Raw genomic sequence first — 21,661 nt, 5'->3', positions numbered from 1 at the left:
AGAAGCTTTTTCAAACTCCCGCCCCGACCAAAACCCCGAAAACCCAGTCTCCGAAGCCCCGTTGGGCCAGCCCGTCTCCGAGCGAGGCGGCGATATACGAGGCGCTTTTCACGAGGGCAATAGGCAAAACCGGCTTTTGCGATCTATCCACAGATCGAGCCGTTATACACAGCGCGCGACCCGGCCCGATCCGCCGGCCTACCCCGCCGCTATATAGGTGCGCAGGCTTTCGGCTTCCTGCGTGGCCTGGGCGATCTGGCATTTGACCACGTCGCCGATCGAGACGACGCCGGCGAGCCGCTTGTCCAGCAGGACAGGCAGGTGCCGGATGCGACGGTCCGTCATCCGCGCCATCAGCGCCTCGACGGTTTCTGCCGGATCGGCGAAGACAACCTCGCTCGTCATATAATGGGAGACCGGCCGTTCCAGGGCCTGCGTACCGTGGCGCGAAATGGCCCGCACGATATCGCGCTCGGACAAGACGCCAACCACGCGATCGCCTTCACAAACGATCAAGGCCCCGACCTGGCGGCGCTCCAGCTCGGCGCAGGCTTCATTCAACGTGGCGTCCGGCGCCAGCGTGAAAACAGCGCTCCCCTTGCCCTTGAGAATCTCGGCGACCAGCATGGCGACTTACCTCCTTATGGGCAGGCCGTCGTCCGCGGGTCGCGGACCGGCCGCTTGAAGGAAGACAGGTTCGCTCAGACGCCGCCGATAGGCAAATCACGGCGCGCGGCGAACCAGCCCCCGATCGGCCCGATGGCGAGAATACCGAACACGAAGCCGACGGCGTGCGCCTCCCAGGCGATGCGGGCGCCCTCCGCTCCCGGCGCCAGACCGATCAGACCCACAATGAGATTCACCGCCATCCAGGCAGCCGAGGCGCGCAACACCATCGGATGAAACAGCGGAAGGACGCGCCCATGCCCGCCCATCAACCGGGTGGCGGCTCCGATCAGGCCGAAGACCGCGCCTGAGGCGCCGACCAGCGGCCCCATGCTGTACGGATGCACCAGGCCATAGCCCAGGGCCGCCACGACGCCGGCGGCTATATAGAAGAGGACGAAGACCAGCGGTCCCGGCCCGCGCTCCATCAAACGCGCGACGGGCGCGCCGAAGGCCAGGGCGCCCACCGCATTCATCGTCACATGAGCCCAGCCGCCGTGCAGCAGCATGGAGGTGAACAGGCCCTGCCAGTCGCCCGCCCACAGCCTTGCCGGAACGAAGGCCATCGACACTCCCAGATCGGGAAGCCGCTCCTGCAGATAATAGAGCACCGGCATGGATGCTGCGATCAGCAGAGGCAGGAAGGGCGCGTTGAACATCTTTTCGCGCGGCGGTCGCGGCGAACGGGCGTCAGATTGGGACATTCGCCCTTGATGGGGCCAGTCGCATTCCAGCTCAAGCCGTCGTTTTGCGCCATTCCGAGACTGATATGGGCTGGCATGGTCATTGCGAGGGGCCTTCCAGAAGTTCTCGGGAGCGCCTGATGCCGTCTCATAGACTGACACTCATGACCGTTGCGGCCGCCGCCGTCGTGCTGGCGGGCCTGCCTGCCGGTTCGGCCGTCGCGCAGTCGACCGGCTCGGCCGGCGCGGGCCAGTTCCAGGCCGGCTACGGCGCCTCGCGCTACACCACCGCCCAGGCCAGCCGCGGCACGACCCGCGACGCCAACGGCAACCGCCTGGTCGTCGACGGCATCATCCAGCAGAACGGCAGCGCCTATTCGCGAAGCGACAGCAATGCGTCGTCCAGCATCTTCAACGGCGGCGTCGGCTCGAGCGGCGTGACCAACATCGGCGGCTCGACCGCCATCGGCAACAACCTGAATGTGGTGGTCCAGGGCAACCGCAACACGGTCGTCGTCAACTCCAACCAGACCAACACCGGCGACATCAACGCCGGCACCACCCTGAACGGGCCGCGTCCATGAAAATCTCAGCCATCCGCCGCTCGCCTGTGCGCGCCCTCGGCTGCGTAGCCGCCGCCGCCGCCCTGCTGGGCGGTTGCGTCAGCACCTCCGCCGGGCCGTCGGGCCAGTACGCCAAGCCGATCGGCAACGCCCCGGTGACGTCGAACCCGACGCCCTATTCGACCGCGCTCTACTGCTTGGCCGACTATGCGCGCCGCTACAACCTGCCCTCGCCGCGCATGGCCGTGGGTCGGATCAGCGACTACACCGGCTCCATCTCTTCGGACGGCGGCCGCCAAATCACCCAGGGCGCGTCCCTGATGGCCAACACCGCCCTGGCCAAGGCCGGCGCCCGCATCGTCGAGCGCTACGACACCTCGGTGTCGGAGCTTGAGCTGCGCTACGCCAACAACAAGCTGATCGGCGACGACGTGCCGAACGGCGCGCCCCAGGACGCCGCCTTCCGCCGCATCCTGGCCGGTCAGGTGCCGGGCTCGGACTTCTACGTCGTCGGCGGCATCACCGAGGTGAACTACAACATCCGCTCGGGCGGCTTCGACGTCGCCGGCGGCGAAGTGAAACAGAACGGCGGCTCGGGCCTGATCACCGGCAAGGTGTTCGTGATGAACGTCGCGATCGACCTTCGTCTGGTGCAGACCACCACCCTCGAAGTCGTGGATGTCGTCTCCTATCAGAAGCAAATCGTCGGCCGCGAAGTGTCGGCCGGCGTGTTCGACTTCCTGAACGGCAACGTCTTCGACATTTCCGCCGGGTCCAGCGGCCTGGAGCCGGTTCAACTGGCCGTCCGCGCCCTGGTCGAACGCGCCACGGTCGAGTTCATGGCCAATCTGTACGGCGCCCCCGGCCCGGAAATCTGCCTCAACCCCGCCAACGACCCGCTGGCCGACAGCCCTGTCGGCCCGACGGGCGGCTATTATCCCGCTTACGCAAACACGGACACGAACAATGGCCAGACTCGCGCCGACCCGTCTCGCTGGCACGATCGCCGCGACAGCGCTGTGCGTAGCGGCGGCCGCTGAGGCTTCCGCTCAAGATCGCGGGCTGGTCCTGAATGAGCAGCTCAACCTTGGCGACGTCATCAGCGGTCAGCGCCTGAACGTCGTCAACGTCAGCGACAACGTCGCCGTGTCGAACGCCGCCATGGGCAACGCCCTGTCCGGCGGCGCCGAAGGCCGCGCCGCCGACATCCGCTCGACCCAGGACATGCAAGGCGCCGCGGTCGCGGACACCTCCCTGACCCTGCGCGGCGACACCGGCTACGTGAACAGCGTCACCCAGGCGCGCGGGAACTATCTGGCCGCCACCGCCGTCAACACCGGCATCGACGTCGAGGCTGGCCAGAACCTGAACGGCGACGTCACGGCGCGCACACGCATCGAAGAAACCGGCGCCCGCCTGAACTACGGCGGCCACGTCTCAGCTGACGCCATCGGCAACACCGTCGCCCTGGGCGCCAGCGGCACGGGCGACCAGCGCGGCGCCATCACCGGCCGCGCTGATCAGAACTCAACCGGCCAGATCTACGCCGAGAACGAGGCCCGCTTCACCTACGCCCCGGCCCCGGCCGTCTTCTCCAGCCAGGCTTCGGCCAACGCCGTGCAGGCGACTTCGACCCCGAACTCGCACCAGGACCTGTCAGTCGCCCAGAACGCCTCGGGCGCCGGCGTCACCGCCTGGACCGGCGTGTGGGCGGGCAACGCCTGGGACATCGCCGGACGCAGCCGCGCCGCCTCCAACCAGGCCGCCTTCTATAATCAGGGCGGGTCGCTGGTCGTGGACGTGGACCAGCAGAACTCGGCCGAGGTGCTGTCGCGCACCGAAGTCAGCTCCTACGACTTCGGCGCCGCCTATTCGACCGCCGAGGCTGTCGGCAACGAGGTTCATGCGGGCAACAACGACATCTATGTCAGCATCGACAACACCCAGATGAACACCGGCGGCGTCACCGCCAGCGCCGGGTTCACCGGCCAGAACGGCTACGACGCCTATGTCGGGGCCAATGCGGCGGGCAACGCCGTCACCGGCTTCGCCTGCTCGACCTGCGGCGGCGACCTGAACGTGCGCAACAGCCAGACCAACGCCGGCGACGTGCGCGCCACGGCGACCGCCACCGTCAACGGTTGGGGCCGCAATGTCGTCGCCGGCGCGAACGCCGTCGGCAACACGGCGACCTTCTATGTCGCCCGACCGGGAAATTAACTTTCGGTAACTTGAGCTAGTCAAGCTCGTTTGTCACCGTGAACAGGCGCGGGGCTGAAGACGCTTCGCGCCTGTCTTACGTGCAGGGCCGCAATCAGTCCCGGGGGCCGCCCGCTCGCACGTCGCGGAGACCACCGAATGCGATCCCCTCGCCGCCTGCTTCTGCTCGCCGCGTCCAGCCTCGCCCTGATGGGCGGCGCGGCCCTCCCTGCCGTCGCTTTGACGCCGCCTTCGGCCGTCGCGACGCAGAACGCTCAACCCTCCAAGCCCTGGGCTCAGGCGGCCAGCGACATCCCGGCTGACTCGGCCGTACGCTTCGGCGTCCTGCCCAACGGGATGCGCTACGCCATCATGAAGAACGCCACCCCGCCGGGTCAGGCCTCGCTGCGCCTGCGGATCGCGGCCGGTTCGCTGATGGAGAACGACGACCAGCTGGGTCTGGCCCACTTCATGGAGCATATGGCCTTCAACGGCACGACGAACGTGCCAGAGAACGAGCTGCTGCGGATTCTGGAGCGTCTCGGCCTGGCCTTCGGCGCCGACACCAACGCCTTCACCAGCTTTGACCAGACCGCCTATACGCTGGAGCTGCCGCGCACCAACGACGAGACGGTGGACACCTCGCTGCGGATCATGCGCGAACAGGTCTCAGAAGCCCTAATGAAGGCCGAGGACATCGATTCCGAACGCGGCGTGATCGAGGGTGAAGAGCGCCTGCGCAACACCCCCGCCCTGCGCTCGCTGAAGGCCCAGATCGCCTTGCTGGCGCCGGGCCAGCGCCTGTCGAATCGCCTGCCGATCGGCGACCTCAGCATCATCCGCAGCGCCCCTCGCGAACGCTTCGTCGAGTTCTACGAGGCCTATTACCGCCCCGAGCGCGCCACCATGATCGCCGTCGGCGACTTCGATGTCGATCAGATGGAAGCCAAGATCAAGGCGACCTTCGGCGACTGGACGCCCAAGGCCGCCGACGGCCCCGAGCCCGATCTGGGACAGGTCGCCCCGCGCCAGCCCGAGACCCGCATCCTGGTTGAGCCGGGCGTGCAGTCGTCGGTTCAGCTGAACTGGATCCGCAACCCCGACCTCGATCCCGATACAGCGTCTGAACGCCGCGACGCCATGCTGCAAGGCCTGGGCATGGCCGTGCTGAACCGCCGTCTGGGCGAACTGGCCCGCGCGGACAACCCGCCCTTCATCGGCGGCGGCGGCGGACAGGGAACCCTGTTCAAGACCCTAGACCTCGCCAGCGTCTCAGCCGCCTTCAATCCCGGCGGCATCCAGCGCGCGCTGGAAACCATCGAGCAGGAACAGCGCCGCCTGGTTCAGTTCGGCGTGTCCCAGATCGAACTGGATCGCGAGATCGCCAACAGCCGCGCCGCGCTGGAAACGGCGGTCCAGGCCGCCGCCACGCGCAGCACCCCGGCCCTGGCAAACGCCCTTCTGGGCGCCGCCAACGACGACAAGGTCTTCTCCTCCCCCGCCACCAACCTGGCGCTCTTTGAAGCTACGGTGAAAGACCTTCAAGCGGCTCAGGTCAGCGAAGCCGTCAAGCGCGCCTTCGAAGGCCAGGGTCCGTTGGCTCTGGTCGTCACGCCCGAGCCGATCGAAGGCGGCGAGGCCGGCGTCACCGCCCTGCTGGAAGCCAGCCGCGCCACGCCGGTCGCCGCCCCGGCGGAACAGGCCGCTCTGGACTGGCCCTACGCCGACTTCGGCGCCGCCGCCACGCCCGCCTCGACCACCGAAGTCGCCGCCGTCGGCGCCACCATCGTCACCTTCCCCAACGGCGTGCGCCTGACCGTCAAGCCGACGACCTTCAAGGACCAGCAGATCCTGATCTCGGTCCGCACCGGCATCGGCGAGATGGGCCTGCCGGCCGATCGTTTCACCGCTCAGTCCCTGGCCCCGATGGTCTTCACGGCCGGCGGTCTCGGCAAGCTGACGGCCGACGAGTTGAACCGCGTCCTGACCGGAAAAATCTACGGCGCCGGTTTCAGCATCGACAGCGACGCCTATCAGTTGTCAGGCGCCACCCGGCCGGCCGATCTGCAACTGCAGATGCAGGTGCTGGCCGCATATCTGACCGATCCGGGCCTGCGCCCTGCGCCGTTCGAGCAGATCAAGGCCGTGCTGCCGCAGGTGATCATGCAGCAGATGGCGACCCCCGGCGGCGCCTTCGGCCTTCAGGCCTCGGGTCTGCTGGCCAGCGGCGACAAGCGCGAATCCATGCCTTCGCCCGCGGAAATCGCCGCCTTCACCCTGGATGAACTGAAGCAGGGCGTGGTTCAGGGTCTGGCGACGGGCCCGATCGACATCGTCATGGTCGGCGACGTCAAGATCGAGGACGCGGTGGCTTCGGTCGCCTCGACCTTCGCCGCCCTGCCCGCCCGCGCCCCGGCCGCCCAGCCTCTTTCCGGGTCGGACCAGCGCCGCTTCCCGGCGCCGACGGCCCAGCCGATCCGCCTGACCCACGCCGGTCCGGCCGAGCAGGGCCTGGCCTACATCGCCTGGCCGACCACAGACGCCGTCAACGACCGCACCGAAGCGCGCAAGGCCTCAATCCTGGCCGAGGTGCTGAAGCTGCGTGTTCTGGACGAGATCCGCGAAAAGCAGGCCTTGGCCTACTCGCCGGGCGTGCGCGCCTCGTCGTCCGACGTGTTCGCGGGCTACGGCTCCATCTCGATCACCGCCGACACGGCTCCGGAAAAGTTCGACGCCTTCTTCGCCGCCGTGGACGCCATCATCGCCGACCTGCGCGACAAGCCGGTCAGCGAGGACGAACTGAACCGCGCGCGCCTGCCGGTGATCGAAAGCCTGCGCCGCAGCCAGGCGGGCAATGAATACTGGCTGGGTCAACTGGAGGATCTGGCCGCCAAGCCCGCCTCTCTGGAACAGATCCAGACGCATATCAGCGATCTGGAATCCTTCACCGCCGCCGACCTTCAGGCGGCCGCGCGCCAGTATCTGAAACCGGATGCGGCGTGGAAGGCCGAAGTCGTCTCGGTCAACGCCCAGTAACAAAGAAGGGGCCCCGTTCCGAAAGGAACGGGGCCCAGTCGTTTGGCCTATCGACGGAGAGTCGATGCCTGACCCTAGACGATCGCGTCTGTCGCCAGGCTGAACAGCGGGTTCAGAAAACCCGGCCGCCGACCCCGCCGTCCATCATGATCATGCCGGTGGAGGCGGCGCCCTCGACCATCTCCTCGCGATACTCGGTGTAGGTCTCTTCGCGGATCATGGTCAGAACCTTCACGCCCGCGCCGTAGCGGCGCAGCAGCGAACGCTCATTACACTGACGCGCCTGTTTTTCAGGACGGCATTCCAGACGGCCGCCGGCGCCGTGCCACAGGGCGTCGCCCTTGTTGCAGGCCGTGGTTTCGCCGGCCGCGCCTTCCGCTTCGCTGACGGTCCACTGCAGCTTGGTGCCCGCCAGGCAGCGATACAGTTCGCCGTCGTAGCTGTCCGCGACGTCCCGGCCCGGAACGACCTGGGACGCCGGGTGCGGGACATTGCGGTCATCGATGCAGACGGCCTGAAGCACGACCTGCTTCTCGATGCGGCGCGAGGCGGTGAAGGGCACCCGCACCATCTGCATCCCGCCCTGGACGTTCAGGCCCTGAATGGTGGTCGGATAGGGCTGGTCGACGTTGAAATAGGCTCCGCCGCCGCCCGCCACGATCACTGTCGACGCCGCGCGCGATCCGGCCCAGGCGCGCGCCGAGGCGTTGGCGCTGGCGTTCGCATTGACATTGACGTTGACGTTCACATTGCCCCCGCCCGAGCCGCAGCACGGAGGGGGCGGAGGCGGCAGGCATCCGCCGCCGCCGCAAGGCGGGGTCACCGGCGGGCGCGGCGGCAGACAGCCGCTAGGGCCGCAACCGCCGCCCGGCGGCGTCACCGGCGGGGTGATCGGCGTCGGCGGAGGCAAGATCGGCGTGGGCGGCGGCGGCGGCAGGCAACTGGACGGCCCGCACTGCGCCGCAGCCGCATCAGCAACCGCCATCAGCCCCACAAAGGCCACAGCGCCGGCCAGCATTTTCGTAATCCCTATCCGCATGGGATCGGACTCCTGCATTGATCGTCGGCAGGACCAATGCAAGCGCTGGGCCGTTTCGACTGTCCGCCAATGGGCTGTTTCATCCCCTCATGCGCGAGTTTGCGCCGTTCCGGCCCGCCTGTCTCAGCCCCTGTCCCATTGTGACCCGTGCCATTGTGGGGCGACGGATCAGTCGATCCGCTTCAGCTGCGCCACATAGCGCCGCCAGTTCTGGACATAGTGCTGCGCCGACATGCGCAGGCCTTCGATCTGACCCTCTTCCAACTCCCGCACCACCTTGCCCGGCTGGCCCATGACCAGACTGTTGTCGGGAATGACCTTGCCCTCGGTGATCAGGGCGTTGGCGCCGATCAGGCAGTTCTTCCCGATGCGCGCGCCGTTCAGGACGACCGCGCCGATGCCGATCAGGCTGTTGTCGCCGATCTCGCAGCCGTGCAGCATCACCTTGTGCCCCACCGTGACGCCCGCGCCGATCGTCAGGGGCGCGCCCACGTCGGTGTGCAGGATGCTGCCGTCCTGAATATTGCTGTCGGCCCCGATGACGATGGGGTCGTTGTCGCCGCGCACCACGGCGTTGAACCAGACGCTGGCGCCCGGATGCAGAATCACATTTCCTAGGACCGTCGCACTGGGCGCAATCCAGTATTCGCCTTCCGGGGGAAGCTGAGGCTTGCTGTCGCCCAGACTGTAAACACTCATCCGCACACCGCCTATTCTTATCAAAATGAAGGCTTTAACCCTTCAGAAACCACGTTAGCATCAATCTGTTGATGCGATTCGGTCGGCCCCATTCGCCCCCGGATCCGAAGCCGGATCAAGCCCGGTCCGGTCAGACGCTGGAGAATGCGCTTGGCGTGTTCGCGACCAGTTCGGGGACGGCGACGCACCTGCTGCGGCGAAGACCCTGCGACCGTTCGGGACGGCTGCGCGACTTCGGCCCCTACCTCCCCCACCGACGACCAAGGCGAGACCCAGCCGGGCTCGCCTTTTTTCATGCCCTGGAGGCGTCCATGAGCAAACGATCGGCCATCAAGCGTCAGCTGCGCGAAGGCGTGCTGGATTCGCCCGAATTCCTTCAGGATGCCAAAGTCCGGCGATTGCCCGCCCGCGTCGGCGGCTGGTCGCCCCTGCCCTCGAACGACGAGCGCGATCAGGGCTACCTCAAGACGCTCAAGCCCAAGTCGGACGGCCAGGCCGCACTGATGGAGGCCGTCGATCACGCCAACCTGGTGCTGGCGCTCGGCCCGGCAGGCACGGGCAAGACCTATCTGGCCGTCGCCAAGGCGGTCGAGGCGCTGGAGGCGGGCAAGGTCGGCCGCATCGTCCTGAGCCGTCCCGCCGTCGAGGCCGGGGAATCGATCGGCTTCCTGCCCGGCGACATGGAGGACAAGCTGGCCCCCTATCTGCGGCCGCTCTACGACGCCCTGTCGGACCGGCTCAGCATGAAGCGGGTCAAGGCGCTGATGGCCGAAGGTCTGATCGAGATCGCCCCCATCGGCTATATGCGCGGCCGCACGCTGAACAACGCCTTCATCGTCGTGGATGAGGCGCAGAACTGCACCTACGTCCAGTTGAAGATGCTGCTGACCCGGCTGGGCTGGCACTCGACCATGGTGGTGACGGGCGACCCGCATCAGTCGGACCTGCTGCCGGGGGTCTCCGGCCTGTCGGACATCGCCGAGCGGCTGGAGGCCGTGCCCGAGATCGCCGTGGTGCGCCTGGCCGAACGCGACATCGTGCGCCACCCGCTGGTCGCCAGCATGATCGGGGTGCTGTGACCCCTTTCCGCCTCTGGTGAGAGAAGGAAAAAAGAGAGTCCAATTCGTCTGATTCGTCTGAAATCTCCCCTCGGCCCGCGCGTAGTCTAGCACAGGGGCCAAGGGGGGATGGTCGATTGCGTTGCGATCCCTGCCCTTCTCCCCTTGTGGGAGAAGGTGGTCCGTGAGGACCGGATGAGGGGTGTCTGCGAGACGACCGGCCATTTTCGCTGAGAGCCTGAACGGTTGACGAGGTGTAAGCACCCCTCATCCGAGCGCCTCCGGCGCCCACCTTCTCCCACAAGGGGAGAAGGATTTTAGCGTGCTACCGCCTACGGCTACTTGAGCAATTTCTCCCACAAGGGGAGAAGGAAAATCGGTTTACGCCCGCACGGCCCGGCTGGCGTCGACGCCCAACGCCGTAGAGGCCGCGGCGGCGATGTGCTCGGCGTTCAGGCCGGCCTGGGCGTACATGATCTCGGGCTTGTCCTGATCCTGGAAGATGTCCGGCAGGTGCAAGGTGCGGACCTTGAGCCCGGCGTCCAGCGCGCCCTTCTCGGCCAGGAGCTGGAGCACAAAGGCGCCGAAGCCGCCCATGGCGCCCTCTTCGACCGTGATCAGGGCCTCGTGCTCGCGCGCCAGACGCAGGATCAGATCGGCGTCAAGCGGCTTGGCGAACCGGGCGTCGGCGACGGTGGCCGAGACGCCCTTGGCCGCCAGCAGATCGGCCGCCTTCAGCGATTCCTGGAGGCGGGTGCCCAGCGACAGGATGGCAACCGACGTGCCTTCGCGCACGATGCGGCCCTTGCCGATCTCCAGCGGGGCGGCCAGTTCGGGGATGTCGACGCCCACGCCCTCGCCCCGCGGATAGCGGAAGGCGCTGGGGCGATCGTCGATGGCCAGGGAGGTCGAGATCATGGCCGCCAGTTCGGCCTCGTCCGCCGCCGCCATCAGCACCATGCCCGGCAGGGCGCCCATATAGCCGATGTCGAACGACCCGGCGTGGGTCGCGCCGTCCGCGCCCACCAGACCGGCGCGGTCCATGGCGAAGCGCACCGGCAGGGACTGGATCGCCACATCGTGGACGACCTGATCATAGCCGCGCTGCAGGAAGGTCGAGTAGATGGCGCAGACCGGCTTCATGCCGTCGGCGGCCAGGCCGGCGGCGAAGGTTACAGCATGCTGTTCGGCGATGCCGACGTCGAAGGTGCGATTCGGGAAGGCCTGGCCGAACAGGTCCAGCCCCGTGCCCGACGGCATGGCGGCGGTGACGGCCATGATGGTCGGATCGGCTTGCGCGTGCTTGATCAGCTCGGTGCCGAACACCTTGGTGTAGCTGGGGGCGTTGGAGACGGCCTTGGCCTGCTTGCCCGACACCACGTCGAACTTGACCACGGCGTGCAGCTTGTCGGCGCTGCTCTCGGCCGGGGCGTAGCCCTTGCCCTTCTGGGTGACGACGTGGACCAGCACCGGGCGGTCAGTGATGGCGGCCGCGTTCTTCAGGATGGGGACCAGGTTCTCCATGTCGTGGCCGTCGATCGGCCCGATGTAGTAGAAGCCCAGCTCCTCGAAGAAGGTGCCGCCCACGATCATGCCGCGAGCGTATTCCTCGGCCTTGCGCGCGGCGTCGCGGAAGGGGCGCGGCATATGGTCGACGAACTTCTTCCCGACCTTGCGGATGTTCTGATAGGTCCCGCCCGAGACCTGCTTGGCCAGATAGGCGCTCATGCCGCCGACGGGCGGGGCGATCGACATGTCGTTGTCGTTCAGGATGACCATCAGCTGGCCGTTGGTGGCCTCGGCGGCGTTGTTCATCGCCTCATAGGCCATGCCCGCCGACATGGAGCCGTCGCCGATGACGGCCACGACGCGGTTGTTCCCGCCCTTGGCGTCGCGCGCGGCGGCGAAGCCCAGCGCCGCCGAGATGGAGGTCGAGGCGTGGGCCGCGCCGAAGGGGTCGTATTCGCTCTCCGACCGCTTGGTGAAGCCCGAGAGACCGCCGCCCTGACGCAGGGTGCGGATCCGGTCGCGCCGCCCGGTCAGGATCTTGTGCGGATAGCACTGGTGGCCGACGTCCCAGATCAGAATGTCCTGCGGCGTCTCGAAAACGTGGTGCAGGGCGACCGTCAGCTCGACCACGCCCAGACCGGCGCCCAGGTGCCCGCCGGTCACGGACACGGCGTCGATGGTTTCCGCGCGCACCTCGTCCGCCAGCTGTTTCAGCTGGGGAATGTCGAAGCCCCGCGTGTCGGCGGGAAACTTGACGGAGTCGAGAAGCGGGGTGTTGGACATGGGAATCGGGGGCCTTCAGACGACGAGGCGTCAAACAGTAACCCGCTGAGGGCGGGCGCGTTTCCTATCAGGACCGGCGCTTGAGCACAAAGTCCACGCTGGCCTTGAGGATTTCGGCGTCATGGCCGAACACGTCAAGGTGCGAGCGGGCCTGATCGGCCAGGTGCGCGACCCTCTGTCGCGCCGCCTCGACCCCCAGCAGGGTGACGAAGTTGGTCTTGCCCAGGGCCGCGTCCTTGCCGCCCGCGGCCTTGCCCATCTCTTCGGCCGAGCCTTCCGCATCCAGAACATCGTCGACGATCTGATAGGCCAGGCCGATGTCGTGGGCGAAGCTGGTCAGGGCGTGCCAGGCGGCTTCGTTGGCGTCGGCGACGATCAGCGGGATTTCGAAGGCATAGGCGAACAAGGCGCCGGTCTTCAGCCGCTGCATCCGGGCGACGCCGCCCAGATCGTCGCGGACGCCCATCAGGTCGATCATCTGCCCGCCCGCCATGCCGCGCGCGCCAGACGCAAAAGACAGACGACGCGCCAGCTCGCAGCGCACGGCCGCCTCGTCGTGGGTGTCCTCATCCAGAATGATGTCGAAGGCCGCCGTCTGAAGCGCGTCGCCCGCCAGGATGGCGGTCGCCTCGTCATAGGCGATGTGCAGGGTCGGGCGCCCGCGCCGCACGTCGTCGTCGTCCATCGCCGGCAGATCGTCATGCACCAGCGAATAGGCGTGGACGCACTCCAGCGCGCAGGCGGCGCGCAGCACGGCGCGGTCGTCCGCCTCCAGCATCCGGCCCGCCTCGATGGCGAAGAAGGGACGCAGCCGCTTGCCCGGCCCCAGGGCGGCGTAGCGCATGGCCTCGGTCAGGCGCACTTCCGGTCCATCGGCGCGCGGCAACAGTTCATCCAGCGCCACGGTGACGACGTCAGCGACCTCGGCGACGCGGTCGATGACGGCCTGCTCGGGCGAGTTGGCGGCCAGCACCTTCAAAACAGCCTCCCGCCCAGCGGCAGGTCGCGATCGACGCCGACCAGGACGACGTTCCCCTCAGCGTCCGGGAAACCGAGCGTCAGCACTTCGGACATCACCGGGCCGATCTGGCGCGGCGGAAAGTTGACGACGGCGGCGACCTTGCGGCCGTCCAACTGATCCAGGGTGTAGTGATGTGTGATCTGGGCCGAGGACTTCTTGACGCCGATGGCGTCGCCGAAGTCGATGGTCAGCTTATAGGCGGGCTTGCGGGCCTCGGGAAACGGCTCGGCCTTGATGATCCGGCCGATGCGCACATCGACCTTCATGAAGTCGTCGAAGCCGATCTGCGGCGCCAGGTCGGACGCGGACATCAGCCGAACTCGGCCGGTTCGACGCCCTTGGCCTGGCCGTCGGCGCCGACGACGATCTTCTCGACCCGCAGCTGGGCGGCCTTCAGCCGCGCCTCGCAGTGGGCCTTCAGCCGCGCGCCCTCTTCGTACAGGGCGATGGACTCTTCGAGCGGCGCCTGACCCGATTCCAGGCGCGAAACGATGCCCTCCAGACGCGACAGGGCGTCCTCGAAGCTGAGATCGGCGGGCACGGCGGGGGAAACGGATGCGTCGGTCATGATGGGCGCAACCTAGAGAGGCGCGCGCGCCGCTTCAACGGCCTTCCTCAGACCGCGACCTCAGCGCCTCTCGAAACGGCGCTGGGACCAGTATTTGAAGCCCTGATTATGCACCAGGCGCCAGCCGTGCGCCTTCAGCCGCCGGCCGACCATGTGGTTAAAATAGCCGTGCGCCAGAACCAGCACGTCGTGGCCCTCCGACGCGCGGGCGATCAGCACGCGCGCGGCCTGATCGGCGCGGACCTCGGCCTCGGCGCGGGTTTCCTGGCCTTCGTGGTGATTGAAGGCGTGCCACCAGATGCGCGAGATCACGCCCCAATAGCGCGGCGACAGCTTGATCCAGCTTGGGAAGCGCGGCGGCGGCAGCGGTGCCTCGATGAACAGGGCGTCGACCAGCACGTCGCGATCCGGCGCCACCGCGCGCGCGGTCTCCTGTGCGCGGGGTCGAGTCGAGGCGTAGATGGCCCCGGCGCCCTCGGCGGCCGTCAGCAGAGCCTGAGGCGGCGTCTGGCCCGCGCGCAGGCCGCCGATCTCATAGCGGCCCCACCAGTCGCGATACTGGTCCGAGGTGATCATGCATTTGCGCGACAGGGCCGGCTCGCCGTGGCGCGCCAGCGTAATGGCCCCATAGGCGGCTTCAGCCCCCGCGGAGCGGGCGGCCGCGACCGGCGTCTGAGTTGCAGATTCGGAATGAGTCATGAGTGCAGGAGAAGTCATAGCACGGGGATCGGCCTGTGAAACCAAGGCCTTGGCGTCCCTTAACCTCCCCATCCGAGCATTGACGGGCGCCGCGGACGGCGCACCTTGGACAAAGGTGGTAGCCCCCGTCGCGCGCCCCTGCAACCACACAAAGATGACGACGCTGCGATGATGTCGCCAAGCCGGTCTCGACACGCCTTCACCCGACGCCCGCCCGGCGCTATGCGTCGGCCATGAGCGCCCCCGTGATCCGCCCCGCCCGTCCTGACGACGCCGCCGCCCTGGCCGTCCTGGGGCGCCAGACCTTTATCGACACCTTCGTCACCGGCTTCGGCATTCCTTACCCGGTCGCCGATCTGACGGCCTTCCTGGACGCCAGCTTCAACGCCGAGGCCATCACCACCAAACTGGCCGAGCCGGGCGCCGCCTGGTGGGTGGCCGAGCGCGACGGCGAACTGCTGGCCTTCGCCAACGCCGGGCCGAACACCCTGCCCCACCCCGACGGCCGCGCCAGCCACGCCGAGCTGCGCCGCCTCTACGTCGGCAAGCCGGCGCAGGGCCTCGGTCTGGGCACGCAGCTGCTGAAGGTCGCGCTGGAGTGGATGGAGGCTCACACCGACGGCCCCTTGTGGATCGGCGTCTGGAGCGGCAACGAAAAGGCCCAGAAGCTATACGCGGCCTACGGCTTCGAGAAGGCTGGCGAGTATCAGTACCCGGTCGGCGCCTGGATGGACGACGAGTTCATCTTGCGGCGCGGCTAGGCTAGGGCCAGTCTTAAGCCCATGCTGCTGCCCTTCTTTACCGCCCTGCGCGAGGCCAAGGTGCCTGTGTCGCTCAAGGAATGGCTCCATCTGATGGAGGCCATGGACAAGGGCGTGGCAGGGCGCGACGTCGAGGCCTTCTACCACCTGTCGCGCGCCGTCCTGGTCAAGGACGAGAAGCATTACGACCGCTTCGATCAGGTCTTCGGCAAGGTGTTCAAAGGGCTGGAGGGCGTCGGCCCCGGCGATGAGATCACCGCCGACATCCCCGAAGACTGGCTGCGGCTGCTGACCGAAAAATACCTGACCGACGAGGAGAAGGCGCAGGTTGAGGCGCTCGGCGGTTTCGACACGCTGATGGAGACGCTGAAGCAGCGGCTGGAGGAGCAGAAGGAGCGCCACCAGGGTGGCAACAAGTGGATCGGCACGGGCGGAACCAGTCCCTTCGGCCACGGCGGCTACAACCCTGAGGGCGTGCGCATCGGCGGGCCGGGGCGGCACGGCCGCGCGGTCAAGGTCTGGGAAAAGCGCGAATACAGGAACCTGGACGACACGGTCGAACTGGGCACGCGCAACATCAAGGTGGCCTTACGCCGCCTGCGCCGCTTCGCCCGCGAAGGCGCGGCCGAGGAGTTGGACATCGACGGCACCATCGACGGCACGGCGCGCCAAGGCTGGCTGGACATCCACATGCGGCCCGAGCGGCGCAATACGATCAAGGTGCTCCTGTTCCTCGACGTCGGCGGCTCGATGGACGGCCATATCCAGCTGTGTGAAGAACTGTTCTCCGCCGCGCGGACCGAGTTCAAGAACCTGGAGTTCTTCTACTTCCACAACTGCCTCTACGAAGGGGTGTGGAAGGACAACCGGCGCCGCCGCAGCGAACGCATCCCGACCTGGGACCTGATCCACAAATACCCCGGCGACTGGCGCGCCATCTTCGTCGGCGACGCGACCATGTCGCCCTATGAAGTGACCATGCCCGGCGGCTCGGTGGAGCACTGGAACGAGGAGGCGGGCGCCGTCTGGCTAAAACGCGCCTGCGAACAGTGGGACAAGTCGGTCTGGCTAAACCCCGTGCCCGAACGCCACTGGTCCTACACCCCCTCGGTCAGCCTGATCAGCGAGATGATGGAGCACCGCATGTTCCCCCTGACGCTGGAGGGACTTGAACGGGCGATGCGGACCCTGGCGCGCTAATCTACCCTGAGCGCGCCGAAGGCGGGCTGGATGCCCGCCACCGTCTCTTGGCGGAAGAAGTAACGGCCGGGGTGGAGGAAGAAGGTCGCCTCCGACGCGCCGGGCGGCAGCAGATAATGATCCGAGGGCGGCCCGGCCGTGGTTTCAGCCATCGACAGGGCCTGGATCAGCACCTGCTCGTCCAGCGGCGGAACCTTAATCGTCACGCGCCGCCGCTCGGGATCCGCCGCCAGCCACCCGGGGCGGCCCGCCACGGGCGTCATGCGCGGATGGAAGACCGACAGATCCATCTTTCCGGCATAGTTGGGCGTGGCGATGCTCTCGCCATCCTTTGACACCACGATCGGGGCCTCGGGCGCAAAACGGGCCAGGACGGCCGCCACGTGCGGGGCATCGTTCTCAGGCGCGAGCGCTGGCCAGTTCCTCGACTGCTCAATGGTCAAGGGGTCGATGCCCGCCTTAGCCTTGAGACGCGCGGCAAACCATAGCCCGCCCCGTCCCTCAACCTCCATCGCGTGACTGTAGCCGACGTAGATGAAGACGCGCGCCTCGGGGTGGGTCGACAGGATGTTGGCGATCAGGTTGTCGGCCTGCGCCTCTTCACGCGCGGCGATCTGCGCGGCGCTGTCCGCGCCCTCGGGCGTCCTCTGGTCGAAACGCTGCTCATAGTCCGAGAAGCGGTAATCCAGCCGGGCCGCCTCGCGCACCATTTCGGCGAAGACCGGATCGTGGGTGTAGTAGCCGTAGCTGGCTAGGAAGGGCGCGCCCTTCGTATAGGCGCCGATCCGGACAAGCGGCACAGGCTGGGGCTGGGTGAAGGTCTCGGCGGCGAACCAATCGTAGCCCAGTGGGCGCAGCGCCCGCATGACCCGCGCGGCGAACGCCCTGTGCGCGGAAACATTGTGCGCTTCGTTCAGGATTACGATGCGGGTGTCGCGGGCGGCCTCGGTGATGGCCTCGATCGCATCACGGGCCACGGCGCCTTCAAGGTCCGGCGGAACGACGGATGGCCGAGGCGGTCGTTCGTCCAGACCGACAGCGGTCTCCTCATCGCCCAGAAAGGACGCGAATTGGCTCAGCATCTGGCGCGCGGCCTCGTCGCCCGCTTCGGACTTGGCTTTCAGGTCCAGATAGGTCGGCAGATAGCGGCCTTCGCTAAAGAGAAGTTCGTCATTCGACAGCGCCTCCTGCGGCCAAACAGGAGTCGCACGCGCCACGCCCGCCCCGGCGGCCCCTAACAAGATCGAACGACGCGACCACATCCGCTTGCTCCCCCAGCAGCGATTGACATGACGACGATACTTAAAACAGATTTCGGCAGGACTGTGGCCGCGACCGCCGCCTGGGAAGGGCGGCGGTCGTTTGGATGAGGGTAGCCTCCGTCCTTACTTGCCCTTTAGGGCGTCCTTGACGCCGCCGACGGCGTTCTGGACCTTGCCTTCGACCTGATCGGCGCGGCCTTCGGCTTTCAGTTTTTCGTCGCCGGTGACCTTGCCGGCGGCTTCCTTGATCTTGCCGCCCATGTTCTTAGCGGCGCCTTCAATGCGGTCGTGATCGGCCATGTTGGACTCCCTGTACAGCAACCGCCGGAAATGGCGGTCTCTCAGGGAAAACAACCCGCTATCGTCGCTGCGGTTCCGAAGCCGCAGCATGACGGTCCCGCAGCCAGCGGGCGACGGCCCAGCTGTGGGCCTCGTGGCGAAGGCTGAACAAGGCGCGCAGCGGCTCCATCCAGACCAACTCGTGGTCGGCTTCCTGCTTGGTCGAAGGGTCGGCGCCGGTCACGCTGACCACCCAGACGCCGCCGACGTTGTTCACCGCGGCGCCGTCCGATTTGAGGAAATATTGTCCGGCCTCGGTCAGGCGGTCTACCGGCTGGATGATCAGGCCGGTTTCCTCGGCGAACTCGCGGACCAGAGCCTGCTGTTCGGTCTCGTCGCCGTCCAGTGCGCCGCCGGGCAGGTCGTAATAGACGCCGCCTTCGCCGCGATCCACGCGGACGCAGGCCAGACGGCCGTCGCGCTCAGCGATGCCGAAAACAGCAGGGCGGTGGATATAGTCGAGGCCGGGGCGCGCCGTGCCGAACTGAAGCTTCATTTCACCGAGCTTAAACCCGCCGGGACGCCCGACGGAAGCCCAAAACGGTCAGAGATCAAAGGCGAGACGGGCGCGCACGCCGTGGTGGGCGGAATCCAGCTCGATCGCCGAGCGCAGGCCGCTGGCCATGGCCGAGATGATCTTGGAGCCCAGGCCGGTGCCTTTGGGCGCGCCGTCGCCCAGACCAGGCCCGTCATCCTCGACCGTCAAGAGGGCCCGACTGCCGTCTTCGGCCTTCTGCAGAAGGATGCGGATTTCGCCGGCGGCGCCGGGTTCATAGGCGTATTTCACGGCGTTGGTGACCAGTTCGGTCACGATCACCCCCAGGGACACGGCCTGATCAGTGGTCACCTGAAGAGGTTCAGCGCACAGGGTCAGGCGCGAGCCGTCGCCATTGGGACCGATCGACTTGCTCAGCTCCTCGACCAAGCCGGCCAGATATTCGTCCATCTGAACCCGTTCGACGTTCGCCGAGGTGTAGAGGCGGCGATGGACATGGGCGACGGCTTCGATGCGGACCTGGGCCTCGCGCAGGGCGGCGCGCGCGCCTTCGTCGGCGAGCTGGCGCAGCTGCAGGGAGATGAAGCTGGAGACCAGTTGCAGCGAGTTTCCGACGCGATGGTTCACCTCGCGCAGCAGGGCCTCGGCGCGGTCGCGCTCTTGACGGACTTCGTCATGCGCGCGCTCGTTTTCGCGCTCCAGCCGGCGACGCAGCAGGGCGTCCTCAATGGCCGAGCGCAACAAGGCGGTGAAGTCCTCGGACACGTCCTTGATGACATAGTCGGCCGCGCCGGCCCTCAAGGCGGCCACGGCGATGCGCCCGTCCTGCGCGCCCGTCACATAGACCACCGGCGGCGGTTCCGGCAGCGCCAGAATGTCGGGCAGAACGTCCAGGCCCTCGCGACCCGGCATATAGTGATCCAGGGCGCAGACATCGAAGGTTTCGGCCTTCAGCGCCTCATAGCCCGCATCGGCGTCGGGCGCGCAGACCACCTGATAGCCGTGGCGCTCCAGCTCCTTCTGAACCAGGCGCGACAGGCCGCGATCATCGTCGATGTACAAAAGCCGTATGGGGGGCCGAGCCTGATCCACGCGTCAGATCTCGGGGGCTTGCATGACGGAGAGGAAAAGGCCCAGCTGCCGGATCGCGCCTGCGAAGGCTTCATAGTCGACCGGCTTGGTGATGTAGACGTTGCAGCCCAGGTCGTAGCAGCGCTGGATCTCGCCCTTGTCGTCCGTCGTGGTCAGCACCACCACCGGGGCGCGGCGCAGACGCTCGTCCGCCTTGACCCGTTCCAGGATGTCCGTGCCCGACATGTCCGGCAGATTGAGGTCCAGCAGGATCAGCAGCGGCCCGCTGCGGCGAACCTCTTCCTGAAAGAGATAATCCAGCGCCGCATCCCCATGGTCGAAATGGACGATGTCATTGGCGATGTTCGCCCGCCGGATGTTCTTCTCAATGAGCTTGGCGTGGCCGTGGTCGTCCTCGACCATGACGATCTTCACCGAGTGGCTCACAGGCGGTCTCCTTGATGGTCACCCAGCATAACGAGACGCTTCGGAAATTTTAGGTAAAAAGTCGAGCCTTCTCCCAATTCGGACTCAACCTCGATCGTGCCGCCCATGCGGCGAACGATGTTGCGCACGAACGCAAGGCCCAGCCCCTCGCCGGGCGTGTCCTGTTTGCCAGAGCGCCGGAACAGTTCGAAAATACGCTCGTGATCGCGAGGCGAGACGCCCCGGCCGTTGTCTCGCACCGCATAGGAGACCCAGCCGTCCGGCTCCTGCCGGCCGCTGACCTCAATATGGATCGATCGGCCCGGCTGCTGATACTTGACGGCGTTGTCGATCAGATTGCTGAAGACCTGCTCGATCGACAGACGGTCGTTCTCCATCGCAGGCAGGTCGCTGATCGTGATCTCGCCGCCCGTTTCGGCGACCTGGTGACTGACGGTGTCGGCGATGGCGCGGACCATGGCCGTCATCTCGAGCGTCTCGGGCTGCAGGGCGCGGCGCCCCTCGCGCGACAGGCGCAGGATGGCGTTGATCAGCCGGTCCATCTTGGCCGTCGAGGTCCGGATAAAGCCCACCGCTTCGGGCGCATCCTCGCGCACCGAACGCAGCGCCTCGGCGTCCACAAGCTCCGGGTGGGTCGCCTCCAGCGCGGTCAGCTGCTGCTCCAGGGCCTTGCTGACCTGCTCAAGCTCGGACGTGTAGCCCATGACATTGACAAGGGGCGCGCGCAGATCGTGGCTGACGATATAGGCGAACCGCTGGATTTCCTCATTGGCGCGGGTCAGTTCGGCGGTGCGGTCGCGCACCTCGTTTTCCAGCCCGGCGTTGACGCGGTCGAGCTCGAAATGCGCCTCCTCGATCTCGGCCACATAGCGCCGAACCATCCAGACGCTGATGCCGGCGAGGATCAGCACCAGGATCGCCGCAAGGGCGTTGACCGCGACCGTGACCGTCTGGGCCCGCTCGGACTGACGCGTCCTTTCCGTCAGACGCTGCGCCTCGACCACATCCACTGCAGACAGCTCGACGCGGATCTGGTCCATCAGAGACTTGCCGCGACCGTTGCGGATCAAGGACACCGCTTCGCCAATGCGCCCCGTTCGCGTCAGCTCGATCGTGTCCGCCATCAGTTTCAGGCGCTCGCGATAGAGCCCCTTCACCTTGGCCACCCGGCGGGCCTGATCCTCATCGCCGACGGCCAGTTGCTCCATCCGCTCGACCACGCCCGGCAGCTTGGCCACGGCGTTCTCGTGCAACCCCAGATATTCGGTCCTGGCCGTCAGCATGAAGCCCCTCTGACCCGTCTCGGCCTCGGTCAGCAGCATCAGCATGTCCTTGGCCGCCAGACGGACCTGCTGGCTGTGATCGACGGTGTCGTTATAGGCCGCCGTCCGCTGGATCATGACGAAGGTCGCGGCGTTGACCGCCATCAGCAGCAGGATGGCCAGGGCCAGAAGCGCGATGATAGAGCGACTGAGGGTCGGGGTGCGCAGGAAGGTTCCGAAGGTGCGCAGGGCCGGCCGAATGCGTTTCATGGCCGGAACCATATTCGCCGCCTGCGCGGT

The 21,661-nt window shown here is 67.0% G+C and carries 22 protein-coding genes; 7 read left to right on the top strand and 15 right to left on the bottom strand.

All coding sequences use genetic code 11. The features are described from left to right. Window positions 1–198 precede the first annotated feature (198 nt). Both ACLBV5_RS11500 and ACLBV5_RS11495 read right to left on the bottom strand, forming a co-directional pair. Window positions 199–627, bottom strand: a complete 429-nt coding sequence (locus ACLBV5_RS11500) for a CBS domain-containing protein (protein ID WP_025976576.1) — start codon at window positions 625–627, stop codon at window positions 199–201. Window positions 628–701: 74 nt separating this feature from the next. Further along, a complete protein-coding gene (locus ACLBV5_RS11495; protein WP_447605760.1) occupies window positions 702–1,370 on the bottom strand; it encodes a rhomboid family intramembrane serine protease in 669 nt (222 codons plus the stop codon). Window positions 1,371–1,513: 143 nt separating this feature from the next. Here ACLBV5_RS11495 and hfaA point away from each other — a divergent pair, with 143 nt between their 5' ends. From hfaA to ACLBV5_RS11475, 4 genes are all read left to right on the top strand, one after another. After that, window positions 1,514–1,933: a holdfast anchoring protein HfaA gene (gene hfaA / locus ACLBV5_RS11490; RefSeq protein ID WP_303705753.1), complete on the top strand. Its 420-nt coding sequence runs from the start codon at window positions 1,514–1,516 to the stop codon at window positions 1,931–1,933. After that, window positions 1,930–2,952: a holdfast anchoring protein HfaB gene (gene hfaB, locus ACLBV5_RS11485; RefSeq protein WP_253118917.1), complete on the top strand. Its 1,023-nt coding sequence runs from the start codon at window positions 1,930–1,932 to the stop codon at window positions 2,950–2,952. Before hfaA ends, hfaB begins: the two co-directional genes overlap by 4 nt. After that, a complete protein-coding gene (gene hfaD, locus ACLBV5_RS11480) occupies window positions 2,879–4,132 on the top strand; it encodes a holdfast anchor protein HfaD (protein ID WP_447605759.1) in 1,254 nt (417 codons plus the stop codon). Before hfaB ends, hfaD begins: the two co-directional genes overlap by 74 nt. A 138-nt stretch (window positions 4,133–4,270) precedes the next feature. Next, window positions 4,271–7,147 carry a M16 family metallopeptidase gene (locus ACLBV5_RS11475; RefSeq protein ID WP_447605758.1) on the top strand — a complete coding sequence of 959 codons (2,877 nt, stop codon included), beginning with the start codon at window positions 4,271–4,273 and terminating at the stop codon, window positions 7,145–7,147. Between the two features lie 112 nt (window positions 7,148–7,259). Here ACLBV5_RS11475 and ACLBV5_RS11470 read toward each other — a convergent pair whose 3' ends face one another. Then, window positions 7,260–8,165 carry a hypothetical protein gene (locus ACLBV5_RS11470; protein ID WP_244093404.1) on the bottom strand — a complete coding sequence of 302 codons (906 nt, stop codon included), beginning with the start codon at window positions 8,163–8,165 and terminating at the stop codon, window positions 7,260–7,262. A gap of 189 nt (window positions 8,166–8,354) precedes the next feature. After that, the gene (locus ACLBV5_RS11465) at window positions 8,355–8,885 is read right to left on the bottom strand and encodes a gamma carbonic anhydrase family protein (protein ID WP_313633505.1); all 531 of its coding nucleotides are present in this window, start codon (window positions 8,883–8,885) and stop codon (window positions 8,355–8,357) included. A gap of 299 nt (window positions 8,886–9,184) precedes the next feature. Between ACLBV5_RS11465 and ACLBV5_RS11460 the strand changes: the two genes are divergently transcribed. Continuing rightward, window positions 9,185–9,964 carry a PhoH family protein gene (locus ACLBV5_RS11460; protein ID WP_145915939.1) on the top strand — a complete coding sequence of 260 codons (780 nt, stop codon included), beginning with the start codon at window positions 9,185–9,187 and terminating at the stop codon, window positions 9,962–9,964. Window positions 9,965–10,324: 360 nt separating this feature from the next. On the opposite strand, the gene dxs is transcribed toward ACLBV5_RS11460, so the two are convergent. From dxs to ACLBV5_RS11435, 5 genes are all read right to left on the bottom strand, one after another. Beyond that, window positions 10,325–12,235: a 1-deoxy-D-xylulose-5-phosphate synthase gene (gene dxs / locus ACLBV5_RS11455; RefSeq protein WP_447605757.1), complete on the bottom strand. Its 1,911-nt coding sequence runs from the start codon at window positions 12,233–12,235 to the stop codon at window positions 10,325–10,327. A gap of 67 nt (window positions 12,236–12,302) precedes the next feature. Further along, window positions 12,303–13,175 carry a polyprenyl synthetase family protein gene (locus tag ACLBV5_RS11450; RefSeq protein ID WP_134582501.1) on the bottom strand — a complete coding sequence of 291 codons (873 nt, stop codon included), beginning with the start codon at window positions 13,173–13,175 and terminating at the stop codon, window positions 12,303–12,305. Window positions 13,176–13,210: 35 nt separating this feature from the next. Then, window positions 13,211–13,567, bottom strand: a complete 357-nt coding sequence (locus ACLBV5_RS11445) for a tRNA-binding protein (RefSeq protein ID WP_278069554.1) — start codon at window positions 13,565–13,567, stop codon at window positions 13,211–13,213. Beyond that, window positions 13,567–13,824, bottom strand: coding sequence for an exodeoxyribonuclease VII small subunit (locus tag ACLBV5_RS11440; RefSeq protein WP_004370819.1), 258 nt, complete (start codon window positions 13,822–13,824; stop codon window positions 13,567–13,569). The genes ACLBV5_RS11445 and ACLBV5_RS11440 overlap by 1 nt, the downstream gene beginning before the upstream one ends. A 60-nt stretch (window positions 13,825–13,884) precedes the next feature. Further along, window positions 13,885–14,523, bottom strand: coding sequence for a histidine phosphatase family protein (locus ACLBV5_RS11435; protein WP_303684466.1), 639 nt, complete (start codon window positions 14,521–14,523; stop codon window positions 13,885–13,887). 233 nt (window positions 14,524–14,756) lie between these two features. Here ACLBV5_RS11435 and ACLBV5_RS11430 point away from each other — a divergent pair, with 233 nt between their 5' ends. Next, window positions 14,757–15,284, top strand: coding sequence for an N-acetyltransferase family protein (locus ACLBV5_RS11430; protein WP_447605756.1), 528 nt, complete (start codon window positions 14,757–14,759; stop codon window positions 15,282–15,284). A 21-nt stretch (window positions 15,285–15,305) separates the two neighbouring features. After that, window positions 15,306–16,484: a vWA domain-containing protein gene (locus tag ACLBV5_RS11425; protein ID WP_447605755.1), complete on the top strand. Its 1,179-nt coding sequence runs from the start codon at window positions 15,306–15,308 to the stop codon at window positions 16,482–16,484. Here the strand turns inward: ACLBV5_RS11425 and ACLBV5_RS11420 are convergent. The 6 genes from ACLBV5_RS11420 to ACLBV5_RS11395 form a co-directional block, all read right to left on the bottom strand. After that, window positions 16,481–17,746, bottom strand: a complete 1,266-nt coding sequence (locus ACLBV5_RS11420) for a hypothetical protein (protein ID WP_447605754.1) — start codon at window positions 17,744–17,746, stop codon at window positions 16,481–16,483. The genes ACLBV5_RS11425 and ACLBV5_RS11420 overlap by 4 nt on opposite strands. A gap of 123 nt (window positions 17,747–17,869) precedes the next feature. Then, window positions 17,870–18,046 carry a CsbD family protein gene (locus ACLBV5_RS11415; protein ID WP_134581420.1) on the bottom strand — a complete coding sequence of 59 codons (177 nt, stop codon included), beginning with the start codon at window positions 18,044–18,046 and terminating at the stop codon, window positions 17,870–17,872. Window positions 18,047–18,104: 58 nt separating this feature from the next. Further along, entirely contained in the window at window positions 18,105–18,581 is a 477-nt protein-coding gene (locus tag ACLBV5_RS11410; protein ID WP_025976590.1) for an NUDIX domain-containing protein, read from the bottom strand. Window positions 18,582–18,629: 48 nt separating this feature from the next. Next, a complete protein-coding gene (locus tag ACLBV5_RS11405) occupies window positions 18,630–19,643 on the bottom strand; it encodes a sensor histidine kinase (protein ID WP_235599189.1) in 1,014 nt (337 codons plus the stop codon). A 33-nt stretch (window positions 19,644–19,676) separates the two neighbouring features. Further along, window positions 19,677–20,099, bottom strand: coding sequence for a response regulator (locus ACLBV5_RS11400; protein ID WP_004370806.1), 423 nt, complete (start codon window positions 20,097–20,099; stop codon window positions 19,677–19,679). Beyond that, complete coding sequence (locus ACLBV5_RS11395; RefSeq protein ID WP_447605753.1) at window positions 20,096–21,631, bottom strand: sensor histidine kinase; 1,536 nt, start codon at window positions 21,629–21,631, stop codon at window positions 20,096–20,098. The genes ACLBV5_RS11400 and ACLBV5_RS11395 overlap by 4 nt, the downstream gene beginning before the upstream one ends. Between the last annotated feature and the right edge of the window lie 30 nt (window positions 21,632–21,661).

It is taken from the genome of Brevundimonas sp. M1A4_2e, assembly GCF_053345555.1.
Note: the sequence above shows the minus strand (reverse complement) of the source record. Positions and strands in the feature narration are given on the sequence as shown.